Genomic DNA, 23,277 nt, shown 5'->3' on the forward strand with positions numbered 1-23,277 from the left:
ATATGACTCAACAATCACCCTATTCGGCAGCGATGGCAGAACAACGTCACCAGGAGTGGTTACGTTTTGTCGAGCTGCTCAGGCTGGCCTACTCCCGCGATTTGCACCTGCCGCTGCTCAATTTGATGATGACGCCGGACGAGCGGGAAGCGCTGGGCACCCGCGTGCGCATTATTGAAGAGCTGCTGCGCGGCGAGATGAGCCAGCGCGAGCTGAAAAACGAGCTGGGAGCAGGGATCGCCACCATTACGCGCGGTTCTAACAGCCTGAAGTCCGCGCCGGTGGAGCTGCGGCAGTGGCTGGATGCGGTGCTGCTGAAAAACGCCTGACGCCAGGCGGGGCTACCGGTATGCCTCATTATGGAGCGGGCTGAGCGCCAGGATCACCGCCTGATAGTAAACGCTGGCACGGGTCAACCTGCCGGCGGTAAAGACGCCGATGGCTCCCTCTTTACGGCCAATTTCGTCAATTCCCGTATACTGTGACATTACCTGGCCCAGGGCGTCGCCCTGGCGCACTTTCTCAAGAATGGCGGCCGGCAGCGGCAGCGTGGCGGAGCGGGCTTCACCACGCCGGATGCCGTCGTCGATCGTGACCCAGCTGAAGGTGCTGTCTTCGTCGATGCCTGCCTCAATGGCGACCCAAAAGTCGGCCTGCGGGCGCAGGCGGCGCGCGTTTGCCACCCGGTTTCGTGCGCCAGTGCGCGTTTCGTTACTGCCGATGGGCTGATCCGGCACGCCGCTCTCGACGGCGACCGGCTCGATATGGCAGGATTCTTCCCCAAAAATAGCGCGGAATGCCAGCAGAATCGCCTGGACTTTGGTGGGGTTAGCGGTGGCTGCGATGACGTGGTACATAATTTATGGCCCGGAAAAAACGTCATTGTAGTGTACGCTAAACGCTTTATCGCTGTCATATTGCCCGTGGTTGTGGCGCAGGCACCCTGGAATGCGCTTGCCTGGCGGGATTTGACCCCGCTATTTTGTTGGCGCAGCCAGTCCGGGCGCGGGCTGACCCCTTAGGGGGCGTCGCCGGGTCTCAGATAGCCGCTGACACCGACCGATAGCCGATATATCACGGCAGGAGGCCTTCGCCGGGGGGCTTAAAGCGGTTTAACATCTTTCGGGAGCCGCAGGGGCTTACGCCGCTGTGGTTCAGCACATAACACGTACAGAACGGATAAAAGCATGTTACAGGTATACCTTGTTCGCCACGGTGAAACGCAGTGGAACGCCGAGCGGCGCATTCAGGGTCAATCCGACAGCCCGCTGACCGCCACCGGCGAACGTCAGGCGATGCTGGTGGGGGCGCGCGTCAGAACTCTGGGCATTACCCACGTTATCAGCAGCGATCTGGGGCGCACCCGGCGCACGGCGGAAATTATCGCCGACGCATGCGGCTGCGATATCACCTTTGACGCCCGCCTGCGCGAGCTGGACATGGGCGTGCTGGAGAAGCGGCATATTGATTCCCTCACCCCGGAGGAGGAGGGCTGGCGTCGTCGGCTGGTGGACGGCACGGCGGACGGACGTATTCCGGGCGGTGAATCTATGCGGGAGCTGGGCGAGCGCGTTCATGCCGCCCTGGCGTCATGCCTCGCGCTGCCAGCGGGCAGCCGTCCGCTGCTGGTCAGCCACGGCATTGCGCTGGGCTGTCTGGTCAGCACCATTCTCGGGCTTCCGGCCTGGGCGGAGCGCCGCCTGCGCCTGCGCAACTGCTCTGTCTCGCGGGTAGACTACCAGGAGAGCCTGTGGCTGGCACCCGGCTGGGTGGTGGAAACGGCAGGGGATGTATCGCACCTCGACGTTCCGGCGCTCGACGAGCTGCAGCGCTAACGCCGAACCGGGATCAGGAACTCGCAGCGCAGGTTGAGCGGACGCTCGCTTGCCCTGGCGTTTTCTGCCGGGTAGTAGCGTTCGATATCCTGCCCTCTGCGGCGCGTCAGGTTCAGCATTGGCATACAGGTACCGTAAACCGTCAGGATAAACTCCTGCACGCCGCTGCCCGGGCCGTCGTAAATGAACATCATGTACTCTCCGCCCTGCAGCAGAACCGGCTGCGCCGACTGCACGTAGTCGCTGGCCAGCTCCTCGGCCAGCGCGGTCGTATAGAACACTTCCTGCTCGTCGTCTCTCTCCAGGCTTGGCCGCGTCTCGTTCAGCCCGTACAGTACCGGCGGAATGGCGGGCGCGTGGGCGAGAAAATCGTGCCAGAACTGGACGCGCATTTCGTGACGGAAGTCGGAGATTTGCTCCAGCGAGCAAAAATAGCTCTGGGTGGTGCCTACCAGCCGCGTATCCTGCAGGGTAACGAAGCGGTGCTCCGGCATAACAAATTCACCAAGGCGCAGGGGGGGGCGAAGGCCGAAGGCGCTCCATTCCGGCGAGCGGCGGTAGTGGGCCGGCGTCTGGGAAAACTGTTTTTTAAAGGCGCGGGTAAAGGTTTGCTGGGAGTCGAAGCGGTATTGTAAAGCGATATCCAGAATAGGCCGTGCCGTCAGGCGAAGCGCTACCGCAGATTTCGACAGACGGCGCGCGCGGATATAAGCACCGATTGCCTCGCCGGTGATCTCTTTAAACATCCTCTGCAGATGCCATTTGGAATAGCCCGCCTTCGCCGCCACGTTGTCCAGCGACAGGGGCTGATCCAGGTGGCTTTCCAGCCAGACCAGGAGGTCGCGAATAATGCTCGCCCGATCCATATATTATCCTCATCCTTCCAACAACCCGCACCCGACGTCAGGTAAGGGGATAATAGCATTTTTTGCTGTTTTAGCATTCGGTGTTTTTTTGCGTATATACCCTAAATACTTCGAGTTGCAGGACAAAACGCAGCGCGTTTTGAACAGCCCCGGGGCTGGCCCCGAAGGGGTGAGGCCCCCGGGCCGAATAAAGCCAACGCACATGCAGCCTGAAGTATGACGGGTATAAATGTTTTTTATAGCCTGAAGCCGACAGGCTTCTTATAATCCTGTGATCGGTAAACGCTTTCTTTTATAATGACCAATAATTGCGCGCTTTAGCATTTTAATAATGGTAAAAATATGAAATACAAGACTTTATCACTGTTTTTCCTGCTGCTTGCCCAGGGTTCGCTGGCCCACGCCGAACAGATCGGCTCTGTGGATACCGTTTTCAAAATGTTTGGCCCGGACCATAAAATCGTGGTGGAAGCCTTCGACGATCCCGACGTAAAAAACGTGACTTGCTACGTGAGCCGCGCAAAGACCGGCGGTATTAAGGGGGGGCTGGGGCTGGCGGAGGATACCTCCGACGCGGCCATCTCCTGCCAGCAGGTCGGGCCGATTACGCTTAGCGAACGCATCAGGAAAGGCAAAGCACAGGGGGAAGTGGTCTTTAAAAAGCGCACCTCGCTGGTGTTTAAGTCTCTCCAGGTGGTCCGTTTTTATGATGAAAAACGCAATACGCTGGCCTATCTGGCCTACTCCGATAAAGTTGTCGACGGATCGCCGAAAAATGCCATCAGCGCGGTGCCGGTCATGCCCTGGCGACAATAACTATTCCTGCAGGGAAGCACTATGCAACAGACTGTGGTCTGGCTGGTCGAGGATGAGCAAGGTATTGCCGACACGCTGATTTATATGCTCCAGCAGGAGGGCTTCTGCGTTGAGGCATTTGAGCGCGGGCTGCCCGTGCTGGAGCAGGCGCGCCACCGCCAGCCGGACGTGGCGATTCTCGACGTCGGCTTACCGGATATCAGCGGCTTCGAGCTGTGCCGAAAGCTGCTGGAGCGCCATCCGGCGCTGCCGATTCTCTTTCTCTCCGCCCGCAGCGAGGAGGTAGATCGCCTGCTCGGTCTGGAAATTGGGGCCGATGACTATGTGGCGAAGCCTTTTTCGCCGCGGGAAGTTTGTGCCAGGGTGCGCACTCTGCTGCGGCGGGTGAAGAAATTTGCCGCGCCTTCGCCGGTTATACGCACCGGCCATTTTGAGCTTAATGAACCGGCCGCGCGGATCGCGTGGTTCGATACCCCGCTGCCGCTGACGCGCTATGAGTTTCTGCTGCTGAAGACTCTGCTGATGTCACCGGGGCGCGTCTACTCCCGCCAGCAGCTGATGGACATCGTCTGGGCCGATGCTCCGGACACCTTTGATCGGACGGTGGATACCCATATCAAAACACTGCGCGCCAAGCTGCGGGCCGTCAATTCAGCGCTTTCGCCCATCAACACTCACCGCGGCATGGGCTATAGCCTGAGGAGCGACTGATGCGCATCGGTATGCGGCTGCTGCTTGGCTATTTTTTAATTGTGGCCGTCGCCGCCTGGTTCGTGCTCTCTATTTTCGTCCAGGAGGTGAAGCCGGGCGTGCGCCGCGCCACCGAGGGCACCTTAATTGATACCGCCACGCTGCTGGCGGCGCTGGCGCGGGACGATATGCTCTCCGGCGATCCGGCGCATGGCCGGCTGTCGCAGGCCTTTGCCCGGCTGCAGGGCCTTCCGTTTCACGCCAACATCGGCGGCATCAATAAGGTGCGCAATGAATATCATGTCTACATGACGGATGCCCAGGGGCGGGTAGTGTTTGATTCGGCAAACCGGGCCGTCGGAGAGGATTACTCCCGCTGGAACGATGTCTGGCTGACCCTGCGCGGCAGGTACGGGGCGCGCAGTACGCCGCAGAATCCGGACGATCCGGAAAGTTCGGTGATGTACGTGGCGGCACCGGTTGTCGACGGCGGCAGGATAATCGGCGTGCTGAGCGTTGGCAAAGCCAATGCGGCGCTGGCACCGGTCATCAGGCGCAGCGAGCGGCGGATCCTCTGGGCGAGCGCAGTGCTGCTGGGCATTGCGCTCGCCATTGGCAGCGGGATGGTCTGGTGGATAAACCGCTCGATCGCCCGCCTGGCGCGCTATGCGGATTCGGTTACCGGCGATCGGCCCGTTCCGCTGCCCGAGCTGGGCAGCAGCGAGCTTCGCAAGCTGGCGCAGGCGCTGGAAAGTATGCGTCAGAAGCTGGAGGGTAAGAACGAGATTGAGCAGTACGTCTATGCCCTGACCCATGAGCTGAAAAGCCCGATGGCGGCGATTCGCGGCGCGGCGGAAATTCTGCGCGAAGGGCCGCCAGCGGAGGTAGTTGTCCGCTTTACCAGCACGATTTTGACGCAAAATGCGCGAATGCAGGCGCTGGTCGAAACGCTGCTGCGCCAGGCGCGGCTGGAGAATCGTCAGGCGCTTTCACTTTCGCCGGTGGCGGTGGACGCGCTGTTCACCCGGCTTGGCGAAGCGCGCGGTGTCCTGCTGGCGGAAAAAAATATTACCCTGACGCTTCACGCTTCGTCGCTTGTCGTTCTGGCCGAGCCCGCGCTGCTGGAGCAGGCGTTGGGAAATCTGCTGGACAATGCCCTCGACTTTACGCCACCAGGGGGCGCAATCGAACTTAGCGCCCTGCCGCAGGAGGAACGGGTGGCGCTGCAGGTTATCGATACCGGCAGCGGAATTCCTGACTTTGCCCTGCCGCGGATCTTTGAGCGCTTTTATTCGCTGCCGCGTGAAAACGGTAATAAAAGCAGCGGCCTGGGGCTGGCGTTCGTTCGTGAGGCGGCGCGCCTGCTTAAGGGCGACGTGGCGTTAAGCAACCGCCCTGAAGGCGGGGTGCAGGCGACGCTGCTGCTTCACCGTTACTTCACATAGCTTCAAAATTTTCCCACATAGCCCGCTTATTCTGCAGCCCATGCAAAGGAGAAGGCTATGTTGAAATCCCCCCTGTTCTGGAAAAGCGTCACCCCTGTCGGCGTAATGTTACTGTTACTGATCCCGTTAATGATGGTGCGGGCGATGATTAATGAACGCGCGGATTACCGCAGCGAAGTGGAAAATGCGATCCGCCAAAGCACCAGCGGCCCGCAGAAAATAGTCGGGCCGCTGGTGGCCATTCCCGTTACGGAGCGCTATACCGTGCTGGAGAATGATAAAGAGATCCAGCGTAAGCGCAGTTTTATCCATTTCTGGCTGCCCGAGACGCTGCTGGTGGAGGGAAACCAGCAGGTCGAGGAGCGAAATATCGGTGTTTATACAGGACAGGTCTGGAATACGGGGGTGGCGATTAAGGCCACTTTTGATGCCGCCCGCCTGAACCTGCTGGATAAACCCAACGTAAGCCTGGGTAAACCGTTTATCGTTGTTGCCGTGGGCGACGCCCGCGGGATCGGCGCGGTAAACGTGCTGAAGGTGAACGGCATAACGCTGGCCGCCGAGCCGGGGAGCGGGCTTGCCGACGGGGAGGAGGGGATCCATTTTCCGCTGCCGGACAGCGGGTGGGCAACGCGCAGCCTCGACCTGGCCATGTCCCTGGATCTGAACGGCACCGGCAGTTTTTCCGTGGTGCCCGTTGGGCGCAGCAGCGAGCTGTTTCTTTTCAGCAACTGGCCGCACCCCGGCTTTCTGGGCGATGTTCTTCCTGTTCATCGGGAGGTGAGCGAGTCGGGTTTTCAGGCCCGCTGGCGCAGCAACTGGTTTGCTAACAACCTTGGCTCCCGGTTCGCCGACGCGCGAAAAGTAAACTGGCGGACTCTGCCTGCGTTCAGCGCTGCGGTGGTAACGCCGGCCGACAGCTATCAGCTGACCGACCGGGCGATTAAGTATGCCGTTCTGCTTATCGCCCTGTCTTTTGTGTCGCTATTTGTCTTTGAAATCCGGGCGCAGCGACAGCTGCACCCGGTGCAGTATCTGCTGATTGGGCTGTCGCTGGTGATGTTTTATCTTCTGCTGTTGGCGCTCTCGGAGTATATCGGCTTCACAAAGGCCTGGATTGCCGCAAGCCTGGTCGGCGCGCTGCTGAACGGCGTTTATCTGCAGGCGGTGCTGAAAGGGTGGCGCAACAGCATCCTCTTTACCTTAGCCCTGTTGGCGCTTGACGGCGTAATGTGGTGCCTGCTGCGTTCGGAAGAGAGTTCGCTGCTGCCGGGAACCGGGGTTTTACTCCTGTCTCTCGGCGGCGTAATGTACCTGACCCGACATCTGGACTGGTATTCGCTTTCCCGTCCCCGGACGAAGCCCGCCGCGTCGCAGCGGAACCAGGAGGAAGCGCTGCGGCTGTGGAAGTAGCGCGCAGAAAAAGCATAAAAAAACGGCGCAATGAGCGCCGTTTTGAGTACCAAAGAGCGTCCGGTTAGTCCTGGAGATCGCCGCAGAAACGGTAGCCTTCACCGTGAATAGTGGCGATAATTTCCGGGGTATCCGGCGTGGATTCGAAGTGCTTACGAATACGGCGGATGGTAACGTCAACGGTGCGGTCATGCGGCTTCAGCTCGCGACCGGTCATTTTCTTCAGCAGCTCCGCGCGGGACTGGATCTTGCCCGGGTTTTCACAGAAGTGAAGCATCGCGCGAAACTCGCTGCGCGGCAGCTTATACTGCTCGCCGTCCGGTCCGATCAGGGAGCGGCTGTTGATATCAAGCTCCCAGCCGTTGAACTTGTAGCTTTCAACGCTGCGGCGTTCATCGCTGACGGTACCCAGGTTCATGGTACGGGACAGCAGATTGCGTGCGCGGATCGTCAGCTCACGCGGGTTGAACGGCTTGGTGATGTAGTCGTCTGCACCGATTTCGAGGCCGAGAATTTTATCGACTTCGTTATCACGCCCCGTCAGGAACATCAGCGCAACGTTAGCCTGTTCACGCAGTTCGCGAGCTAACAGAAGGCCGTTTTTCCCTGGCAGGTTGATATCCATAATCACCAGGTTAATGTCATACTCAGAGAGGATTTGATGCATTTCCGCGCCATCTGTCGCTTCGAATACATCATAGCCTTCCGCTTCGAAAATACTTTTTAACGTGTTGCGTGTTACCAACTCGTCTTCAACGATAAGAATGTGCGGGGTCTGCATGCTTGCTACCTAAATTGCCAACTAAATCGAAACAGGAAGTACAAAAGTCCCTGACCTGCCTGATGCATGTCGCAAATTAACACGATCGGCGTAACATGACTAAAGTACGTAATTGCGTTCTTGATGCACTTTCCATCAACGTCAACAACATCATTAGCTTGAGCTTGGTCGTGGGTACTTTCCCTCTGGACCCGACAGTGTCAAAAACGGCTGTCATCCTAACCATTTTAACAGCAACATAACAGGTTAAGACGCGCCGGACACCCAATAAAACTACGCTTCGTTGACATATATCAAGTTCAATTGTAGCACGTTAACAGTTCGATGAAATCAGCGTATCGAAATGCTAGCGTTCATCACGAAAATGCAATATTCGGACTGATTGCTTGTGCCAACTCATAAACATAATCAATTCAATGTATGCGGTTCATTCTAAATGAAATTATCATGAATAAACAGAAAGATATGTATACTCTGTTAACAAAATCACGAATAGTAAACCTGTGAAATAGTTTAGTATTATTTACATTAAATGAAGGGATTTTTCAATTTTTTGGTTAAGAAAATGTAAATTTATGGCGCGTATTATGTTGAGTGAATGCGCGCCACGCCTTGAGAATCGGCTTATAAGAGTGACAAAATGCATTTAACAATTATTCTGGTTGCTCCGGCCAGAGCGGAGAACGTTGGTGCCGCGGCCAGGGCCATGAAAACCATGGGGTTTACGGAGCTGCGCATTGTCGACAGTACCGCCCATCTGGAGCCAGCCGCGCGCCGGGTGGCGCATGGTTCCGGCGAGATACTTGATAATGCAACGCTTTATCACAAACTGGCCGACGCCCTGCACGATATTAATTTTACCGTCGCCACGACGGCGCGCAGTCGGGCGAAGTTTCACTACTATGCCACCCCTGAAGAGCTTCTGCCGATTTTGCGGGAAAAATCGGTATGGATGCCCCGGGCCGCGCTGGTTTTTGGTCGGGAAGATTGCGGATTAACGAATGATGAACTGGCGCTGGCGGACATCCTGACCGGCGTACCGATGGTGGCGGATTATCCTTCGCTTAATCTCGGGCAGGCGGTGATGGTGTATTGCTATCAATTAGCGGCTTTAATGCAACAGCCTGTTAAAAAAATTGTCGTCTCTGACGATGCTCAACTGCAGGCTTTACGTCTGCGGCTGATGGCGCTGCTGTCGACCCTTGGCGTTGCTGATGATGCCAAACTGGTGGACTGGCTGCAGCAGCGGCTGGGACTTTTACAGCAGCGGGATACGGCAATGCTTCATCGTCTGGTTCACGATGTCGAGAAATTTATCGCCAAATAAAACCTCGCTTTCATGCGTAGAACTGGATTTTAACGCTCTTTAGTGAGCGCTTTTTTCGTGATGCGGGTTGATAGTCAGCGTGGAAACAGCAGCTTATACAAAGGGTTTGTTGCGCGCGGCAGGTAAAAATTTATTGACTTAGGTCGGCGGATACTTTAACCAGTATAGCTATACGGCATAGACAAAATCCCTCCCTGACTGTGGGTTGCTTTTGCGCAGGCTGTTTTGTTTTCCTCCAGCACGCTATTTTTCGTGCGGTTGAGGAGCATAAACGGCCTGTTTTACTGCAGCGTGAGAACGGTCAGGGGAGTAATGACAGAGTACAGTCCATGAAATGCATCGGCACCACCATTACCACCACCACCACCATCACCATTACCACAGGTAACGGTGCGGGCTGACGCATACAGGAAACACAGAAAAAAGCCCGCACCTCAACAGTGCGGGCTTTTTTTTTCGACCAGAGATCACGAGGTAAAATTCATGCGAGTGTTGAAGTTCGGCGGTACATCAGTGGCGAATGCAGAGCGTTTTCTGCGGGTTGCCGATATTCTGGAGAGCAATGCCAGGCAGGGGCAAGTAGCGACCGTTCTCTCTGCTCCCGCAAAAATTACCAACCACCTGGTCGCGATGATTGAGAAAACCATCGGCGGCCAGGACGCATCGCCCAATATCGGCGAAGCTGAGGGCATCTTTACCGGACTGCTGAACGGCCTTGCCGACGCGCAGCCCGGCTTTCCGCTGGCGCGGCTGGAGACCCTGGTGGCGGAAGAGTTTGCCCGGATTAGGCACGTTTTACACGGTATCGGCCTGCTGGGGCAGTGTCCGGACAGCGTCAACGCGGCGCTGATTTGTCGCGGTGAAAAACTCTCTATCGCCATTATGGCCGGGCTGCTGGAGGCGCGTGACCATAAGGTGACGGTTATCGATCCGGTTGAAAAGCTGTTAGCCGTCGGACATTACCTCGAATCGACCGTTGATATCGCTGAATCCACCCGTCGTATTGCCGCAGGACGCATTCCTGCCGACCATATGGTGCTGATGGCGGGCTTCACCGCCGGAAACGAAAAAGGCGAACTGGTCGTGCTGGGCCGTAATGGCTCTGACTATTCCGCCGCCGTGCTGGCCGCCTGTTTGCGCGCCGACTGCTGCGAAATCTGGACCGACGTCGACGGCGTCTATACCTGCGACCCGCGCCAGGTGCCGGACGCCAGGCTGCTCAGGACGATGTCCTACCAGGAGGCGATGGAGCTTTCCTACTTCGGGGCCAAAGTTCTCCATCCCCGTACCATTACCCCTATCGCCCAGTTCCAGATCCCCTGCCTGATAAAAAATACCGGCAATCCGCAGGCTCCCGGTACGCTGATCGGTGCCAGCCGTGATGAAGATGAGCTGCCGGTAAAAGGCATCACCAATCTGAATAATATGGTGATGTTCAGCGTCTCCGGGCCGGGCATGAAGGGAATGATCGGCATGGCGGCCCGTGTTTTCGCCGCCATGTCCCGCGCGGGGATCTCGGTGGTGCTGATTACCCAGTCCTCCTCTGAATACAGCATCAGCTTCTGCGTGCCCCAGAGCGACCGCCAGCGCGCCCAGCGCGCGATGCAGGAGGAGTTTTACCTGGAGCTGAAAGAGGGGGTGCTGGAGCCGCTGGCGGTTACCGAGCGGCTGGCGATCCTCTCGGTAGTTGGCGACGGTATGCGCACTCTGCGCGGTATTTCGGCGAAGTTCTTTGGCGCGCTGGCCCGCGCCAATATCAATATCGTGGCTATTGCCCAGGGCTCTTCCGAGCGCTCCATTTCCGTGGTGGTGAATAACGACGATGCCATTACCGGCGTGCGCGTCGCCCATCAGATGCTGTTCAATACCGATCAGGTGATCGAGGTATTCGTTATCGGCGTCGGCGGCGTCGGCGGCGCGCTGATGGAGCAGCTAAAACGCCAGCAGGCCTGGCTGAAGGATAAACATATCGACCTGCGCGTTTGCGGCGTGGCCAACTCGCAGGCGCTGCTGACCAGCGTACATGGCCTGAATCTGGAAAACTGGCAGTCGGCGCTGGCGGAAGCGAAAGAGCCGTTCAATCTGCAGCGGTTAATTCGGCTGGTGAAAGAGTACCATCTGCTGAATCCGGTGATAGTCGACTGCACCTCCAGCCAGGCGGTGGCGGACCAGTACGCCGACTTCCTGCGCGAAGGGTTCCACGTGGTGACGCCGAATAAAAAGGCTAATACTTCATCAATGGATTACTACCACCAGCTACGCTATGCGGCGGCGAAGTCCCGACGTAAATTTCTCTACGATACCAACGTCGGCGCGGGTCTGCCGGTAATCGAAAACCTGCAAAATCTGCTTAATGCGGGGGATGAACTGCTGCGTTTCTCGGGGATACTTTCCGGATCGCTCTCTTTTATTTTCGGCAAGCTGGATGAGGGAATGAGCTTTTCTCAGGCCACCGGCCTGGCGCGTGAAATGGGCTACACCGAGCCAGACCCGCGCGACGATCTCTCCGGTATGGACGTGGCGCGCAAGCTGCTGATCCTCGCCAGGGAAACCGGACGCGATCTTGAACTGTCCGACATTGTTATCGAACCGGTGCTGCCGGAGGGGTTTGACGATTCCGGCGACCTGGCGACGTTTATGGCCAGGCTGCCGCAGCTGGACGATGCCTTTGCTGCCCGGGTGGCAAAAGCCCGTGATGCGGGCAGCGTATTGCGCTATGTTGGCAATATTGAGGAAGATGGCGTCTGCCGGGTAAAAATCGCCGAAGTTAACGGCGACGATCCGCTGTATAAAGTGAAAAATGGTGAAAATGCGCTGGCCTTCTATAGCCACTATTATCAGCCGCTGCCGCTGGTGCTGCGCGGTTACGGTGCCGGAAATGAGGTAACCGCAGCGGGCGTTTTTGCCGACCTGCTGCGCACCCTCTCATGGAACTCAGGAGTTTGATATGGTTAAAGTTTATGCTCCGGCCTCCAGTGCCAATATGAGCGTCGGTTTCGACGTGCTGGGGGCGGCGGTGACGCCAGTGGACGGCTCGCCGTTGGGTGACGTGGTGGCGGTTGAGGCGGCGGAGGATTTCAGCCTGCGCAACCTGGGGCGTTTTGCCGATAAGCTACCCCCGGAGCCGCGTAAGAATATCGTTTATCAATGCTGGGAGCGTTTTTGCCAGGAGCTGGGGAAGCCGGTTCCGGTGGCAATGACACTGGAAAAAAATATGCCGATTGGCTCCGGGCTTGGCTCCAGCGCCTGTTCGGTCGTCGCCGCGCTGGTGGCGTTGAACGAGCACTGCGGTAAGCCGCTCAGCGACGCGCGCCTGCTGGCCATGATGGGCGAGCTGGAGGGGCGTATTTCCGGCAGCGTTCATTATGATAACGTCGCGCCGTGCTTCCTCGGCGGCATGCAGCTGATGATTGAGGAAAACGGCATTATTAGTCAGCAGGTTCCGGCGTTTGAAGAGTGGCTGTGGGTGCTGGCCTATCCCGGCATTAAGGTTTCAACGGCGGAAGCGCGGGCAATACTGCCCGCCCAGTACCGTCGGCAGGAGTGTATTGCCCATGGACGACATCTGGCCGGCTTTATTCACGCCTGCTATTCCCGCCAGCCGGCGCTGGCGGCAAAGCTGATGAAGGACGTTATCGCTGAGCCGTACCGCGCGCGCCTGCTGCCGGGCTTTAGCCAGGCGCGGCAGGCGGTGGTGGAAGCTGGCGCGCTGGCCAGCGGGATCTCTGGCTCAGGGCCGACGCTGTTCGCGCTCTGCGACAGGCCGGACACGGCGCGGCGCGTCGCGGACTGGCTGGGTAAACACTACCTGCAAAATCAGGAAGGTTTTGTTCATATTTGCCGGCTGGACACGGCGGGCGCACGGGTACTGGGATAATTCATGAAACTCTATAATCTTAAAGATCATAACGAACAGGTCAGCTTTGCGCAGGCTGTTACGCAGGGGCTGGGCAAAAATCAGGGGCTGTTCTTCCCGCACGAGCTGCCGGAGTTCAGCCTGACGGACGTGGATGAGATGCTGAAGATGGACTTCGTCAGCCGCAGCGCAAAGATTCTCGCCGCGTTCATCGGGGATGAGATCCCGCAGGACGTTCTGGAGGCGCGCGTACGTCAGGCGTTCGCTTTTCCGGCTCCCGTCGCCAGGGTTACCGACGACGTAGGCTGCCTGGAATTGTTCCACGGCCCGACGCTGGCGTTCAAGGACTTCGGCGGCCGCTTTATGGCGCAGATGCTGGCGCAAATCAGCGGCGATAAGCCGGTGACGATCCTCACGGCTACCTCCGGCGACACCGGGGCTGCGGTTGCCCATGCCTTTTACGGCCTGAAGAATGTGCGGGTGGTCATTCTCTATCCGCGCGGCAAAATCAGCCCGTTGCAGGAGAAACTGTTCTGTACCCTGGGCGGCAATATTGAAACCGTGGCGATCGACGGCGATTTTGACGCCTGCCAGGCGCTGGTCAAGCAGGCCTTTGACGACGAGGCGCTGAAGGCGGCGCTGGGGCTGAATTCGGCCAACTCGATTAACATCAGCCGCCTGCTGGCGCAGATTTGCTACTATTTCGAGGCGGTGGCGCAGCTGCCGCAGGAGGCGCGTAACCAACTGGTGATTTCGGTGCCCAGCGGCAACTTTGGCGATCTGACGGCGGGGCTACTGGCGAAATCGCTGGGTTTACCGGTGAAGCGCTTTATTGCTGCCACTAATGTCAATGATACGGTGCCGCGCTATCTGCGGGACGGCCAGTGGGCACCAAAGGCGACGCAGGCCACCCTGTCTAACGCCATGGACGTCAGCCAGCCGAATAACTGGCCGCGCGTCGAGGAGCTGTTCCGGCGTAAAATCTGGCGTCTGGACGAGCTGGACTCTGCGGCGGTGGACGATGCCATTACCCGGGAATCCATGCGCGAGCTGAAGGCGCTGGGCTATCTCTCCGAGCCGCATGCGGCGGTGGCCTGGCGCGCGCTGTGCGATCGACTCAACCCTGGCGAGTATGGCCTGTTCCTCGGCACCGCGCACCCGGCGAAGTTTAAAGAGAGCGTCGAGGCCATACTCGGCGAGACGCTGGAACTGCCGGAAGCGCTGGCGAAACGGGCCGATCTGCCGCTGCTTTCCCACTCTCTACCCGCCGACTTTGCCGCGCTGCGTAATCTTTTGATGTCGCGCTGATAGCCGCAGAACCGGTAGCATAAGCGCTACCGGTTTTTTTATGCAAAGTGGGGCGAATCGCCCCGGCGCGAGGGATGACGGCGGCCTCGTCGGTTACCATATCTGCCTCATTAAAGCAGCCTACTGGCTGTCGGTGGACGTCTGGTGTTCGTACCGTTTAAACACCAGCTCGCCATTGACGGAGGCGGCGGCGTCAAAGAAATAGCCTTCCCGGTCAAAGCCGGTGAGCTGTTCCGGTTTCGTCAGACGATTTTCAATAATGTAGCGGCTCATCAGGCCGCGCGCTTTCTTCGCGTAGAAGCTGATAACCTTAAATTTGCCGTTCTTCTCGTCGAGGAAGACCGGTTTGATGAGCTCTGCGCTGAGCCTCTTTGGCTTCACTGATTTGAAATATTCATCCGACGCCAGATTCACGACCACCCGGTCACCCTGCGCTGCCAGCGCCTCGTTAAGCTGCTCCGTAATGATATCGCCCCAGAAGTGGTAGAGGTCTTTTCCTCTGGGGTTCTCCAGGCGTACGCCCATTTCCAGGCGATAGGGCTGCATCAGATCCAGCGGGCGCAGAACGCCGTACAGCCCGGAAAGTATGCGCAGGTGCCGCTGGGCGAAGGCGAAATCCGCTTCGTCGAAGGTTTCGGCCTGCAGGCCGGTGTAGACATCGCCTTTGAACGCCAGAATAGCCTGGCGCGCGTTTTCCGGCGTAAAGCCGGGCTGCCAGTCGTGAAAGCGGGTGGCGTTGAGGTCCGCCAGCCTGTCGCTGATGCCCATCAGCCTGCCCAGCCGTGGAGCAGAAAGTTCGCGTGCCGTATGGATAAGCTGCTGAGAATGATCCAACAGCGCCGGCAGGGTGTAGGTGGTGGTCGCCAGCGGGCTTTGGTAGTCGAGCGTTTTTGCCGGTGAAAGCAGAATCAACATATCATCCAGTCCTTGCAGGAAATTTACGCCGACTTTAACAAAAAATTGGTCGGCGTTGAGCGATGATTGCGATTGCCGTTAACTGCGCGGCGCTTTATCCCAGGTATCCTGCGCCAGCTGCGGGGCGAGATCCGGGTATCGTCCGGGGTTAAAGGTTGGCTGCACTCCCATCTTAAGCTGCCGCAGGTAGTCGGAGGCCAGCGTGTGCACCACCGGAGAAAGCAGCAGAATCGCCGTCAGATTGGTTATCGCCATACAGGCCATAATAATATCGGCCAGCTGCCAAAGCAGAGGAAAGCTCATCAGCGTGCCGGCGACTATCGTGATACAGGTCGCGATGCGCAGCAGCCAGATGGTTCGTCGGTTATCCAGTCCAAGGAAAAACAGGTTATTTTCCGCATAGATATAGTTAGCGACGATAGAGCCTAAGGCAAGTAAGGCCGTCATAATCGCCACAAACTCTGCGCCGCCGCCTGCGAGGGTGAGTATCGCCTTTTGCACCAGCTGTATGCCTTCTATTGGCGCGTTGGGTGTGCCGTTGCCCGCCAGCAGGATTAACATGGCGCTGGCGCTGCAGACCACCAGCGTGTCGATAAAAATGCCGAACATTTGCACGATGCCCTGCGCGACCGGATGAGGCGGCCAGGAGGCCGCCGCCGCCGCCGCGTTTGGCGTCGATCCCATTCCCGCCTCGTTGGAAAACATGCTGCGCTGAAAGCCGCTGGTTATTGCCTGGCTGAGGGTGTATCCGGCGACCCCGCCGGCGGCTTCCTGCCAGCCGAAGGCCCCTTTTATAATCAAAGAGAAAATAGTCGGCAGTTTTTCAATGTGCATAGCGCAGATAGAGAGGCTGGTGATAACCCACAGCAGCGCCGTAATAGGGATAAACCACTGCATCAGGCGGGCGACGCCGCTGATGCCATGAGTCACGATCGGTAGCACCACCAGCGCCATGACGATACCGGAAATCAGTGGAGGATAGCCCCAGGCGAAGTTCAGCGCTCTGGAGACGGTGCTGGCCTGAACGCTGTTAAAAATAAAACCGTAGGCGATAAGTAAAAAGATAGCGAACAGCACGCCCATCCAGCGCATACCCAGGCCCCGGGACATATACCAGGCCGGACCCCCGCGGAACTGGCCGTTGCGATCGCGCTCTTTATAGAGCTGCGCCAGCGCGCACTCGGCGAAGGAGATGGCCATGCCAATCAGTGCGGCAAACCACATCCAGAACACGGCTCCAGGGCCGCCCGTCGTAATGGCTAGCGCGACCCCGGCGAGATTCCCGCCGCCGATGCGTGCGGCAAGGCCGGTGCACAGCGCCTGAAACGGAGACAGGCCTCCCGGCTGGGCGCTAAGGCTGTTTTTCAGGCTTTTACCGAAATGGCGGATATAGCGCAGCTGCGCGTAGCCCGTCCGCCAGGTGAACCAGCAGCCCGCGCCGAGAAGCAGGTAGATGAGTACGGAACCCCAAAGTATGTCGTTGATGAAGGAGAAAAAATCAGGCATTAACACTCCTTTTGTTGCGCCGGTACGCTGAAAGAATAACGAAGCGTGACCAATAGTAATTAGCCTGTTATGTAAATATATTGTTAATTTGGGCGATTATAACCTACTCAGCGTCGGGGAACGACGCGCGGCGTCAAGAGAGGGGGAATTTAGCAAGGAAAAGTGCTGGACCGACCGCACTCCTGGCGATTGCGCGACCTTTGGGTCGTGCTATTATCAGGCTCGACCGGTTACATCCCCCTAATAAGCTGTTTAAAGAGAAACACTATCATGACGGACAAATTGACCTCCCTTCGTCAGTTCACCACCGTGGTGGCCGACACCGGAGACATCGCGGCGATGAAGCTGTACCAGCCGCAGGATGCCACGACTAACCCTTCCCTGATCCTTAACGCAGCGCAGATCCCGGAATACCGCAGGCTGATCGACGAGGCCGTGGCCTGGGCGAAGCAGCAGAGCAGCGATCGCGCACAGCAGATCGCCGACGCCGCCGATAAGCTGGCGGTGAATATCGGTCTGGAGATCCTGAAGCTGGTGCCGGGCCGCATTTCTACCGAAGTGGATGCGCGTCTGTCTTACGACACTGAAGCGTCCGTCGCTAAAGCAAAACGCATCATCAGGCTCTACAACGATGCGGGCATCAGCAACGATCGCATTCTGATCAAGCTGGCGTCGACCTGGCAGGGCATCCGCGCCGCCGAGCAGCTGGAAAAAGAAGGCATCAACTGTAACCTGACCCTGCTGTTCTCCTTCGCCCAGGCGCGCGCCTGTGCTGAAGCGGGCGTCTACCTGATTTCACCGTTCGTGGGCCGTATCCTCGACTGGTATAAAGCCAATACGGATAAGAAAGAGTACGTCGGTGCCGAAGATCCGGGCGTGGTTTCCGTCACGGAGATTTATCAGTACTACAAGCAGCACGGCTATGAAACCGTGGTCATGGGCGCGAGCTTCCGCAACGTGGGCGAAATTCTGGAGCTGGCGGGCTGCGATCGTCTGACTATCGCTCCGGCGCTGCTGAAAGAGCTGTCGGAGAGCGAAGGCGCTATCGAGCGCAAGCTTTCCTTTACCGGCGAAGTAAAAGCGCGTCCGCAGCGCATCACCGAATCTGAGTTCCTCTGGCAGCACAACCAGGACCCGATGGCGGTGGATAAACTGGCCGAGGGCATTCGCAAGTTTGCCATCGATCAGGAGAAACTGGAGAAGATGATCGGCGACCTGCTGTAATCCTCTCCTCGCGTGGCCGGGCCTCCGGTCACGCTTTTGTGCGTTACCCCTTCTGAAGCCTGTTTGCCAGCTCTTCCGCAGTGTATCATTCCGCCCAACGAGATTGTTTATACGGAATCATTATGAATACCTTACGCATCGGCTTAGTTTCTGTTTCTGATCGCGCCTCCAGCGGCGTATACCAGGATAAAGGCATTCCGGCGCTGGAGGCCTGGCTGGCTTCGGCGCTGATCACTCCCTTTGAAGTGCAGACGCGTTTAATCCCCGACGAACAGGAGATTATTGAACAAACGCTCTGCGAGCTGGTGGATGAGATGAGCTGTCATCTGGTGCTGACGACCGGCGGAACCGGACCCGCCCGCCGCGACGTGACGCCGGATGCAACCCTGGCCGTTGCCGATCGGCAGATGCCCGGCTTTGGTGAGCAGATGCGGCAAATTAGCCTGCACTTTGTACCGACGGCGATCCTCTCGCGGCAGACGGGGGTTATTCGTAAGCAGGCGCTGATACTTAACCTTCCCGGTCAGCCGAAGTCGATTAAAGAGACGCTGGAAGGGGTGAAAGATGCCGAGGGGAATGTGGTGGTGCACGGAATTTTTGCCAGTGTACCGTATTGTATACAGTTGCTCGACGGGCCTTACATTGAAACCGCCCCGCAGGTGGTAGCATCTTTTCGCCCTAAAAGCGCGATTCGCGAAATAAATTTCTGAAATTAGTCGTTTGTAAGCATAAGCTGTGATTCTGATGGCGTATTGAATGGTTTACGGTATAGTAATTTTTGTTTTACATACACCCTAAATAATTCGAGTTGCATGAAGGCGGCAACGCAGAGAATCCCCGGGAGCTTACTGGAGTAAGTGACCGGGGTGAACGAGGAAAGCCAACGCACATGCAGCTTGAAGTATGACGGGTATATATCGCTAAACGCTATCAATCACGTTACTGACTCATGGTTTGCTATGCCACATTACACCCGACCTCTGAATCGCCAGGATTATAAAACGCTGGCGCTGGCCGCTCTCGGCGGCGCGCTTGAGTTTTATGATTTCATCATCTTCGTCTTTTTCGCCGCCGTCGTCGGCGAATTATTCTTTCCTGCCGATATCCCTGAATGGCTTCGCCAGGTTCAGACCTTTGGTATTTTTGCCGCAGGCTATCTGGCTCGCCCGCTGGGCGGCATTATCCTTGCCCATTTCGGCGATCTGGTCGGGCGTAAAAAAATGTTCACCCTCAGTATCTTATTAATGGCCCTGCCGACGCTGGCCATCGGCCTGCTGCCTACCTATACCACGATGGGAATTGCGGCACCGCTGCTGCTGCTGTTGATGCGCATTTTGCAGGGCGCGGCCATCGGCGGCGAGGTGCCGGGTGCGTGGGTGTTTGTTGCCGAGCACGTTCCCGAACGGCGGACAGGCATCGCCTGCGGCACGCTGACCGCCGGGCTGACGGTAGGGATTCTGCTGGGTTCGGTGGTCGCCACGCTGGTGAATACCGGCCTGAGTCCGCAGGCGGTTCATGACTATGGCTGGCGCATTCCCTTTCTTCTCGGCGGCGTCTTCGGGCTGGTGGCGATGTATCTGCGCCGCTGGCTGCAGGAGACGCCCATCTTCCTCGAAATGCAGCAGCGCAAAGCGCTGGCAAGGGAGATGCCGGTAAAAACGGTGGTGCTTCGCTACCGGAAGGCGACGGTCATTTCAATGCTGCTGACCTGGCTGCTTTCGGCCGGCATCGTGGTAGTGATTCTGATGTCGCCGGTCTGGCTGCAGAAACAGTATGGCTTTGCTCCCGCCCTGACGCTGCAGGCCAACAGCGTTGCGACCGTGATGCTGTGCCTGGGCTGCCTGCTGGCGGGCCTGGCCGTCGATCGGGTGGGGGCCAGCAAAACGTTTATCGTCGGCAGCCTTCTGCTGGCGGGGTCCAGCTGGGCTTTTTACCATCTGGCAGGCGCGCAGCCTGAGCGACTGTTTTTACTGTACGGGACGGTAGGGCTTTGCGTCGGCGTCGTCGGGGCGGTGCCCTGGGTGATGGTTCGCGCCTTTCCGGCGGAGGTGCGTTTTACCGGTATCTCTTTCTCTTACAACGTGGCCTACGCCATTTTTGGCGGGCTGACGCCGGTTGCCGTTACGATGCTGATGGGCGTATCGCCAATGGCCCCGGCGTGGTACGTGCTGGCGCTGTCGCTGCTTGGGCTGGGGCTTGGCGTCTGGCTGCGGCAGGATATCGCTTGCCGCGACGGTGGCCCGTCGGCTGAATTACAGCGCCTGTAGAGGGGATCCCCCCACCGGGGGGAATCCCGTCGGTTAGTGCGCTTCGCCGATGGGCAGGATGGTGCGACCAAACTGCTCGTTCAGCAGCTCGCCCATCGCCAGATAGATGGCGCTGGCACCGCACACCAGACCGACCCAGCCCGCAGCGTGGATCGTCGCTTCGCTACCGCCGATGTTGCCAACGGCCAGCAGCGCGAACAGCACCGTCAGGCTTAAAAAGACAAACTGCAGCGCGCGTGCGCCTTTCAGGGAGCCGAAGAACATAAACAGGGTAAATACGCCCCACAGTCCAAGATAGGCCCCCAGGAACTGCGCGTCCGGCGCGTCGGTCAGCCCCATTTTTGGCATCAGCAGAATCGCGACCAGCGTCAGCCAGAAGGAGCCGTATGAGATAAACGCGGTTAAGCCGAAGGTGTTGCCTTTTTTATACTCCAGCAGGCCGGCGAGAATCTGCGCGATGCCGCCGTAGAAAATGCCCATCGCCAGAATAATGCCGTCCAGGGCGAAAAAACCTGCGTTGTGCAGGTTAAGCAGAACGGTGGTCATGCCGAAGCCCATCAGGCCCAGCGGTGCCGGATTCGCTAATTTAGTGTTGCCCATAGATCCTCAGAATCATCATAGGTTAAAGAGTGAAGTCATATTCCCGAAATCGGGCGCGGCATAATAATCAGGGGCGGGTAGGCTGTCCAGCGATCCGCGCCGGGAAACAGCAATTGCTTCTGTGATGGTCATCACAGCCGTCGGTCGTTTGCAGGATTGCGACGATAAAAATTTTTTTCTTCTGCCCTTGATGATGTGGCTATTGTCCCCATCTTGTAGACAACCGCAGTGAGTGGGTCTGAAAAAAAACGATTCAGGATGGTTGAAACCGCACGTTTCGCCCCTATTACAGACTCACAACCACATGATGATCGAATTTTTAGTGGAGACGTTTAGATGGGTAAAATTATTGGTATCGACCTGGGTACAACCAACTCTTGTATAGCGATTATGGATGGAACTCAGGCACGAGTGCTGGAGAATGCCGAGGGCGATCGCACAACGCCTTCTATTATTGCTTATACCCAGGATGGTGAGACTCTGGTTGGACAGCCGGCTAAACGTCAGGCAGTGACCAACCCGCAAAACACGCTGTTTGCGATTAAGCGCCTGATTGGTCGCCGCTTCCAGGATGAAGAGGTGCAGCGCGATGTTTCCATCATGCCGTATAAGATTATCGGTGCCGACAACGGCGACGCATGGCTTGATGTGAAAGGTCAGAAAATGGCACCGCCGCAGATCTCTGCCGAAGTGCTGAAAAAAATGAAGAAAACAGCGGAAGATTACCTGGGTGAACCGGTAACGGAAGCGGTTATCACTGTACCGGCCTACTTTAACGACGCTCAGCGCCAGGCAACGAAAGACGCCGGTCGTATCGCGGGTCTGGAAGTAAAACGTATTATCAACGAACCGACCGCGGCCGCGCTGGCCTATGGCCTGGATAAAGAAGTCGGAAACCGGACTATTGCGGTTTACGACCTCGGCGGTGGTACGTTCGATATTTCCATTATCGAAATCGACGAAGTTGACGGCGAAAAAACCTTCGAAGTTCTGGCGACCAACGGTGATACGCACCTGGGCGGCGAAGACTTCGACAGCCGTATGATCAACTATCTGGTTGATGAGTTTAAGAAAGATCAGGGCATCGACCTGCGTAACGATCCGCTGGCCATGCAGCGCCTGAAGGAAGCGGCAGAAAAAGCGAAAATCGAGCTTTCTTCCGCTCAGCAGACCGACGTGAACCTGCCGTACATTACCGCAGACGCCACCGGTCCGAAACACATGAATATCAAAGTGACCCGCGCGAAGCTGGAGAGCCTGGTTGAAGATCTGGTGAACCGCTCCATCGAGCCGCTGAAGGTTGCGCTGCAGGATGCCGGCCTGTCCGTGTCTGATATCAACGACGTTATTCTCGTTGGCGGTCAGACCCGTATGCCGATGGTGCAGAAGAAAGTGGCCGAGTTCTTTGGTAAAGAGCCGCGTAAAGACGTTAACCCGGACGAAGCCGTGGCCATTGGCGCAGCCGTTCAGGGCGGCGTGCTGACCGGCGACGTTAAGGATGTACTGCTGCTGGACGTAACCCCGCTGTCTCTGGGTATCGAAACTCAGGGCGGCGTGATGACCGCGCTCATCAGCAAAAACACCACTATCCCGACCAAGCACAGCCAGGTGTTCTCTACTGCGGAAGACAACCAGTCTGCGGTGACCATCCACGTGCTGCAGGGTGAGCGCAAACGCGCCTCTGATAACAAATCGCTGGGTCAGTTCAACCTGGACGGCATCAATCCGGCACCGCGCGGTATGCCGCAGATCGAAGTCACCTTCGATATTGACGCCGACGGTATCCTGCACGTTTCCGCGAAGGATAAAAACAGCGGTAAAGAGCAGAAGATCACCATTAAGGCTTCTTCCGGTCTGAACGAAGATGAAATCCAGAAAATGGTGCGCGACGCAGAGGCGAACGCCGAAGCGGACCGTAAGTTTGAGGAGCTGATTCAGACCCGGAACCAGGGCGACCATCTGTTGCACAGTACCCGTAAGCAGGTTGAAGAGGCGGGCGACAAGCTGCCGGCCGATGATAAAACGGCCATCGAGTCTGCGCTGAGCGCGCTGGAAACCGCCCTGAAAGGCGAGGATAAAGCGGCTATCGAAGCGAAGATTCAGGAGCTGGCGCAGGTTTCTCAGAAGCTGATGGAAATCGCCCAGCAGCAGCACGCGCAGCAGCAGGCTGGCGGTGCCGATGCTTCAGCGAACAATGCGAAGGATGACGACGTTGTCGACGCTGAGTTTGAAGAAGTTAAAGATAAGAAATAATCGCCCTGATGCAGGGTAATTAATCGGCACGGGCGTAGGAGTTCATACACTCAATTCTTCAGATAGCCAGAGCGATGAAAGCGTAAAAGGCCGGAAGCGTACATTGGTACGCTTCCGGCGTGAAAGAACGCGGGACGTCGGCTCGGCAGCATGAAGGATGACGTGTATACTCTGC

The 23,277-nt window shown here is 57.6% G+C and carries 22 protein-coding genes and 1 other annotated feature; of the genes, 16 read left to right on the top strand and 6 right to left on the bottom strand.

Features of this window, described 5'->3' with window-relative positions; translation table 11 throughout:
* The first annotated feature begins 2 nt into the window (after positions 1 to 2).
* The gene (trpR, locus tag GJV78_RS01870) at positions 3 to 329 is read left to right on the top strand and encodes a trp operon repressor (RefSeq protein WP_155106718.1); all 327 of its coding nucleotides are present in this window, start codon (positions 3 to 5) and stop codon (positions 327 to 329) included.
* Positions 330 to 341: 12 nt separating this feature from the next.
* On the opposite strand, the gene yjjX is transcribed toward trpR, so the two are convergent.
* Positions 342 to 857, bottom strand: a complete 516-nt coding sequence (yjjX, locus tag GJV78_RS01875; RefSeq protein ID WP_155106719.1) for an inosine/xanthosine triphosphatase — start codon at positions 855 to 857, stop codon at positions 342 to 344.
* 330 nt (positions 858 to 1,187) lie between these two features.
* Here yjjX and gpmB point away from each other — a divergent pair, with 330 nt between their 5' ends.
* Entirely contained in the window at positions 1,188 to 1,835 is a 648-nt protein-coding gene (gpmB, locus tag GJV78_RS01880; protein ID WP_155106720.1) for a 2,3-diphosphoglycerate-dependent phosphoglycerate mutase GpmB, read from the top strand.
* On the opposite strand, the gene robA is transcribed toward gpmB, so the two are convergent.
* Positions 1,832 to 2,701: an MDR efflux pump AcrAB transcriptional activator RobA gene (gene robA, locus GJV78_RS01885; protein WP_155106721.1), complete on the bottom strand. Its 870-nt coding sequence runs from the start codon at positions 2,699 to 2,701 to the stop codon at positions 1,832 to 1,834. The genes gpmB and robA overlap by 4 nt on opposite strands.
* Before the next feature lie 342 nt (positions 2,702 to 3,043).
* Between robA and creA the strand changes: the two genes are divergently transcribed.
* Genes creA through creD form a run of 4 tightly spaced genes read left to right on the top strand, consistent with a single transcriptional unit; the run spans position 3,044 to position 7,065 of the window.
* The gene (gene creA, locus GJV78_RS01890; protein ID WP_155106722.1) at positions 3,044 to 3,517 is read left to right on the top strand and encodes a protein CreA; all 474 of its coding nucleotides are present in this window, start codon (positions 3,044 to 3,046) and stop codon (positions 3,515 to 3,517) included.
* A gap of 21 nt (positions 3,518 to 3,538) precedes the next feature.
* Positions 3,539 to 4,228: a two-component system response regulator CreB gene (gene creB, locus GJV78_RS01895; protein WP_155106723.1), complete on the top strand. Its 690-nt coding sequence runs from the start codon at positions 3,539 to 3,541 to the stop codon at positions 4,226 to 4,228.
* Positions 4,228 to 5,652 carry a two-component system sensor histidine kinase CreC gene (gene creC, locus GJV78_RS01900; protein ID WP_155106724.1) on the top strand — a complete coding sequence of 475 codons (1,425 nt, stop codon included), beginning with the start codon at positions 4,228 to 4,230 and terminating at the stop codon, positions 5,650 to 5,652. The genes creB and creC overlap by 1 nt, the downstream gene beginning before the upstream one ends.
* A gap of 57 nt (positions 5,653 to 5,709) precedes the next feature.
* Positions 5,710 to 7,065 carry a cell envelope integrity protein CreD gene (gene creD, locus GJV78_RS01905; protein WP_155106725.1) on the top strand — a complete coding sequence of 452 codons (1,356 nt, stop codon included), beginning with the start codon at positions 5,710 to 5,712 and terminating at the stop codon, positions 7,063 to 7,065.
* Positions 7,066 to 7,129: 64 nt separating this feature from the next.
* Here creD and arcA read toward each other — a convergent pair whose 3' ends face one another.
* On the bottom strand, positions 7,130 to 7,846 hold the full coding sequence (gene arcA, locus GJV78_RS01910; RefSeq protein ID WP_155106726.1) for a two-component system response regulator ArcA: 717 nt from the start codon (positions 7,844 to 7,846) through the stop codon (positions 7,130 to 7,132).
* Between the two features lie 95 nt (positions 7,847 to 7,941).
* Between arcA and yjjY the strand changes: the two genes are divergently transcribed.
* The 6 genes from yjjY (at position 7,942) to thrC (ending at position 14,337) form a co-directional block, all read left to right on the top strand.
* Positions 7,942 to 8,088, top strand: a complete 147-nt coding sequence (gene yjjY, locus GJV78_RS01915) for a YjjY family protein (protein ID WP_155106727.1) — start codon at positions 7,942 to 7,944, stop codon at positions 8,086 to 8,088.
* A 398-nt stretch (positions 8,089 to 8,486) separates the two neighbouring features.
* On the top strand, positions 8,487 to 9,173 hold the full coding sequence (locus GJV78_RS01920; RefSeq protein WP_155106728.1) for a tRNA/rRNA methyltransferase: 687 nt from the start codon (positions 8,487 to 8,489) through the stop codon (positions 9,171 to 9,173).
* 329 nt (positions 9,174 to 9,502) lie between these two features.
* Positions 9,503 to 9,574, top strand: a complete 72-nt coding sequence (gene thrL / locus GJV78_RS01925) for a thr operon leader peptide (protein ID WP_155106894.1) — start codon at positions 9,503 to 9,505, stop codon at positions 9,572 to 9,574.
* Positions 9,510 to 9,630: a sequence feature (Thr leader region), on the top strand. It overlaps the preceding gene by 65 nt.
* 26 nt (positions 9,631 to 9,656) lie before the next feature.
* Positions 9,657 to 12,119 (top strand): bifunctional aspartate kinase/homoserine dehydrogenase I, encoded by a 2,463-nt coding sequence (thrA, locus tag GJV78_RS01930; RefSeq protein WP_155106729.1) that lies wholly within the window; start codon positions 9,657 to 9,659, stop codon positions 12,117 to 12,119.
* 1 nt (position 12,120) lies between these two features.
* Positions 12,121 to 13,050, top strand: coding sequence for a homoserine kinase (thrB, locus tag GJV78_RS01935; RefSeq protein WP_155106730.1), 930 nt, complete (start codon positions 12,121 to 12,123; stop codon positions 13,048 to 13,050).
* Between the two features lie 3 nt (positions 13,051 to 13,053).
* On the top strand, positions 13,054 to 14,337 hold the full coding sequence (thrC, locus tag GJV78_RS01940) for a threonine synthase (protein WP_155106731.1): 1,284 nt from the start codon (positions 13,054 to 13,056) through the stop codon (positions 14,335 to 14,337).
* A gap of 120 nt (positions 14,338 to 14,457) precedes the next feature.
* Here thrC and yaaA read toward each other — a convergent pair whose 3' ends face one another.
* Both yaaA and GJV78_RS01950 read right to left on the bottom strand, forming a co-directional pair.
* Entirely contained in the window at positions 14,458 to 15,252 is a 795-nt protein-coding gene (yaaA, locus tag GJV78_RS01945) for a peroxide stress protein YaaA (RefSeq protein WP_155106732.1), read from the bottom strand.
* Between the two features lie 78 nt (positions 15,253 to 15,330).
* Positions 15,331 to 16,758 carry an alanine/glycine:cation symporter family protein gene (locus GJV78_RS01950; RefSeq protein WP_155106733.1) on the bottom strand — a complete coding sequence of 476 codons (1,428 nt, stop codon included), beginning with the start codon at positions 16,756 to 16,758 and terminating at the stop codon, positions 15,331 to 15,333.
* 270 nt (positions 16,759 to 17,028) lie between these two features.
* Here GJV78_RS01950 and tal point away from each other — a divergent pair, with 270 nt between their 5' ends.
* The 3 genes from tal (at position 17,029) to GJV78_RS01965 (ending at position 20,249) form a co-directional block, all read left to right on the top strand.
* Entirely contained in the window at positions 17,029 to 17,982 is a 954-nt protein-coding gene (gene tal / locus GJV78_RS01955; protein ID WP_155106734.1) for a transaldolase, read from the top strand.
* Positions 17,983 to 18,104: 122 nt separating this feature from the next.
* On the top strand, positions 18,105 to 18,692 hold the full coding sequence (gene mog / locus GJV78_RS01960) for a molybdopterin adenylyltransferase (protein ID WP_155106735.1): 588 nt from the start codon (positions 18,105 to 18,107) through the stop codon (positions 18,690 to 18,692).
* Positions 18,693 to 18,941: 249 nt separating this feature from the next.
* Entirely contained in the window at positions 18,942 to 20,249 is a 1,308-nt protein-coding gene (locus GJV78_RS01965) for an MFS transporter (protein WP_155106736.1), read from the top strand.
* A 33-nt stretch (positions 20,250 to 20,282) separates the two neighbouring features.
* On the opposite strand, the gene satP is transcribed toward GJV78_RS01965, so the two are convergent.
* On the bottom strand, positions 20,283 to 20,849 hold the full coding sequence (gene satP, locus GJV78_RS01970) for an acetate uptake transporter (RefSeq protein ID WP_155106737.1): 567 nt from the start codon (positions 20,847 to 20,849) through the stop codon (positions 20,283 to 20,285).
* Positions 20,850 to 21,185: 336 nt separating this feature from the next.
* Here satP and dnaK point away from each other — a divergent pair, with 336 nt between their 5' ends.
* Positions 21,186 to 23,102: a molecular chaperone DnaK gene (gene dnaK, locus GJV78_RS01975; protein ID WP_155106738.1), complete on the top strand. Its 1,917-nt coding sequence runs from the start codon at positions 21,186 to 21,188 to the stop codon at positions 23,100 to 23,102.
* Positions 23,103 to 23,277: the final 175 nt, after the last annotated feature.

Source organism: Intestinirhabdus alba (genome assembly GCF_009711095.1).
GTDB classification, from domain to species: domain Bacteria; phylum Pseudomonadota; class Gammaproteobacteria; order Enterobacterales; family Enterobacteriaceae; genus Intestinirhabdus; species Intestinirhabdus alba.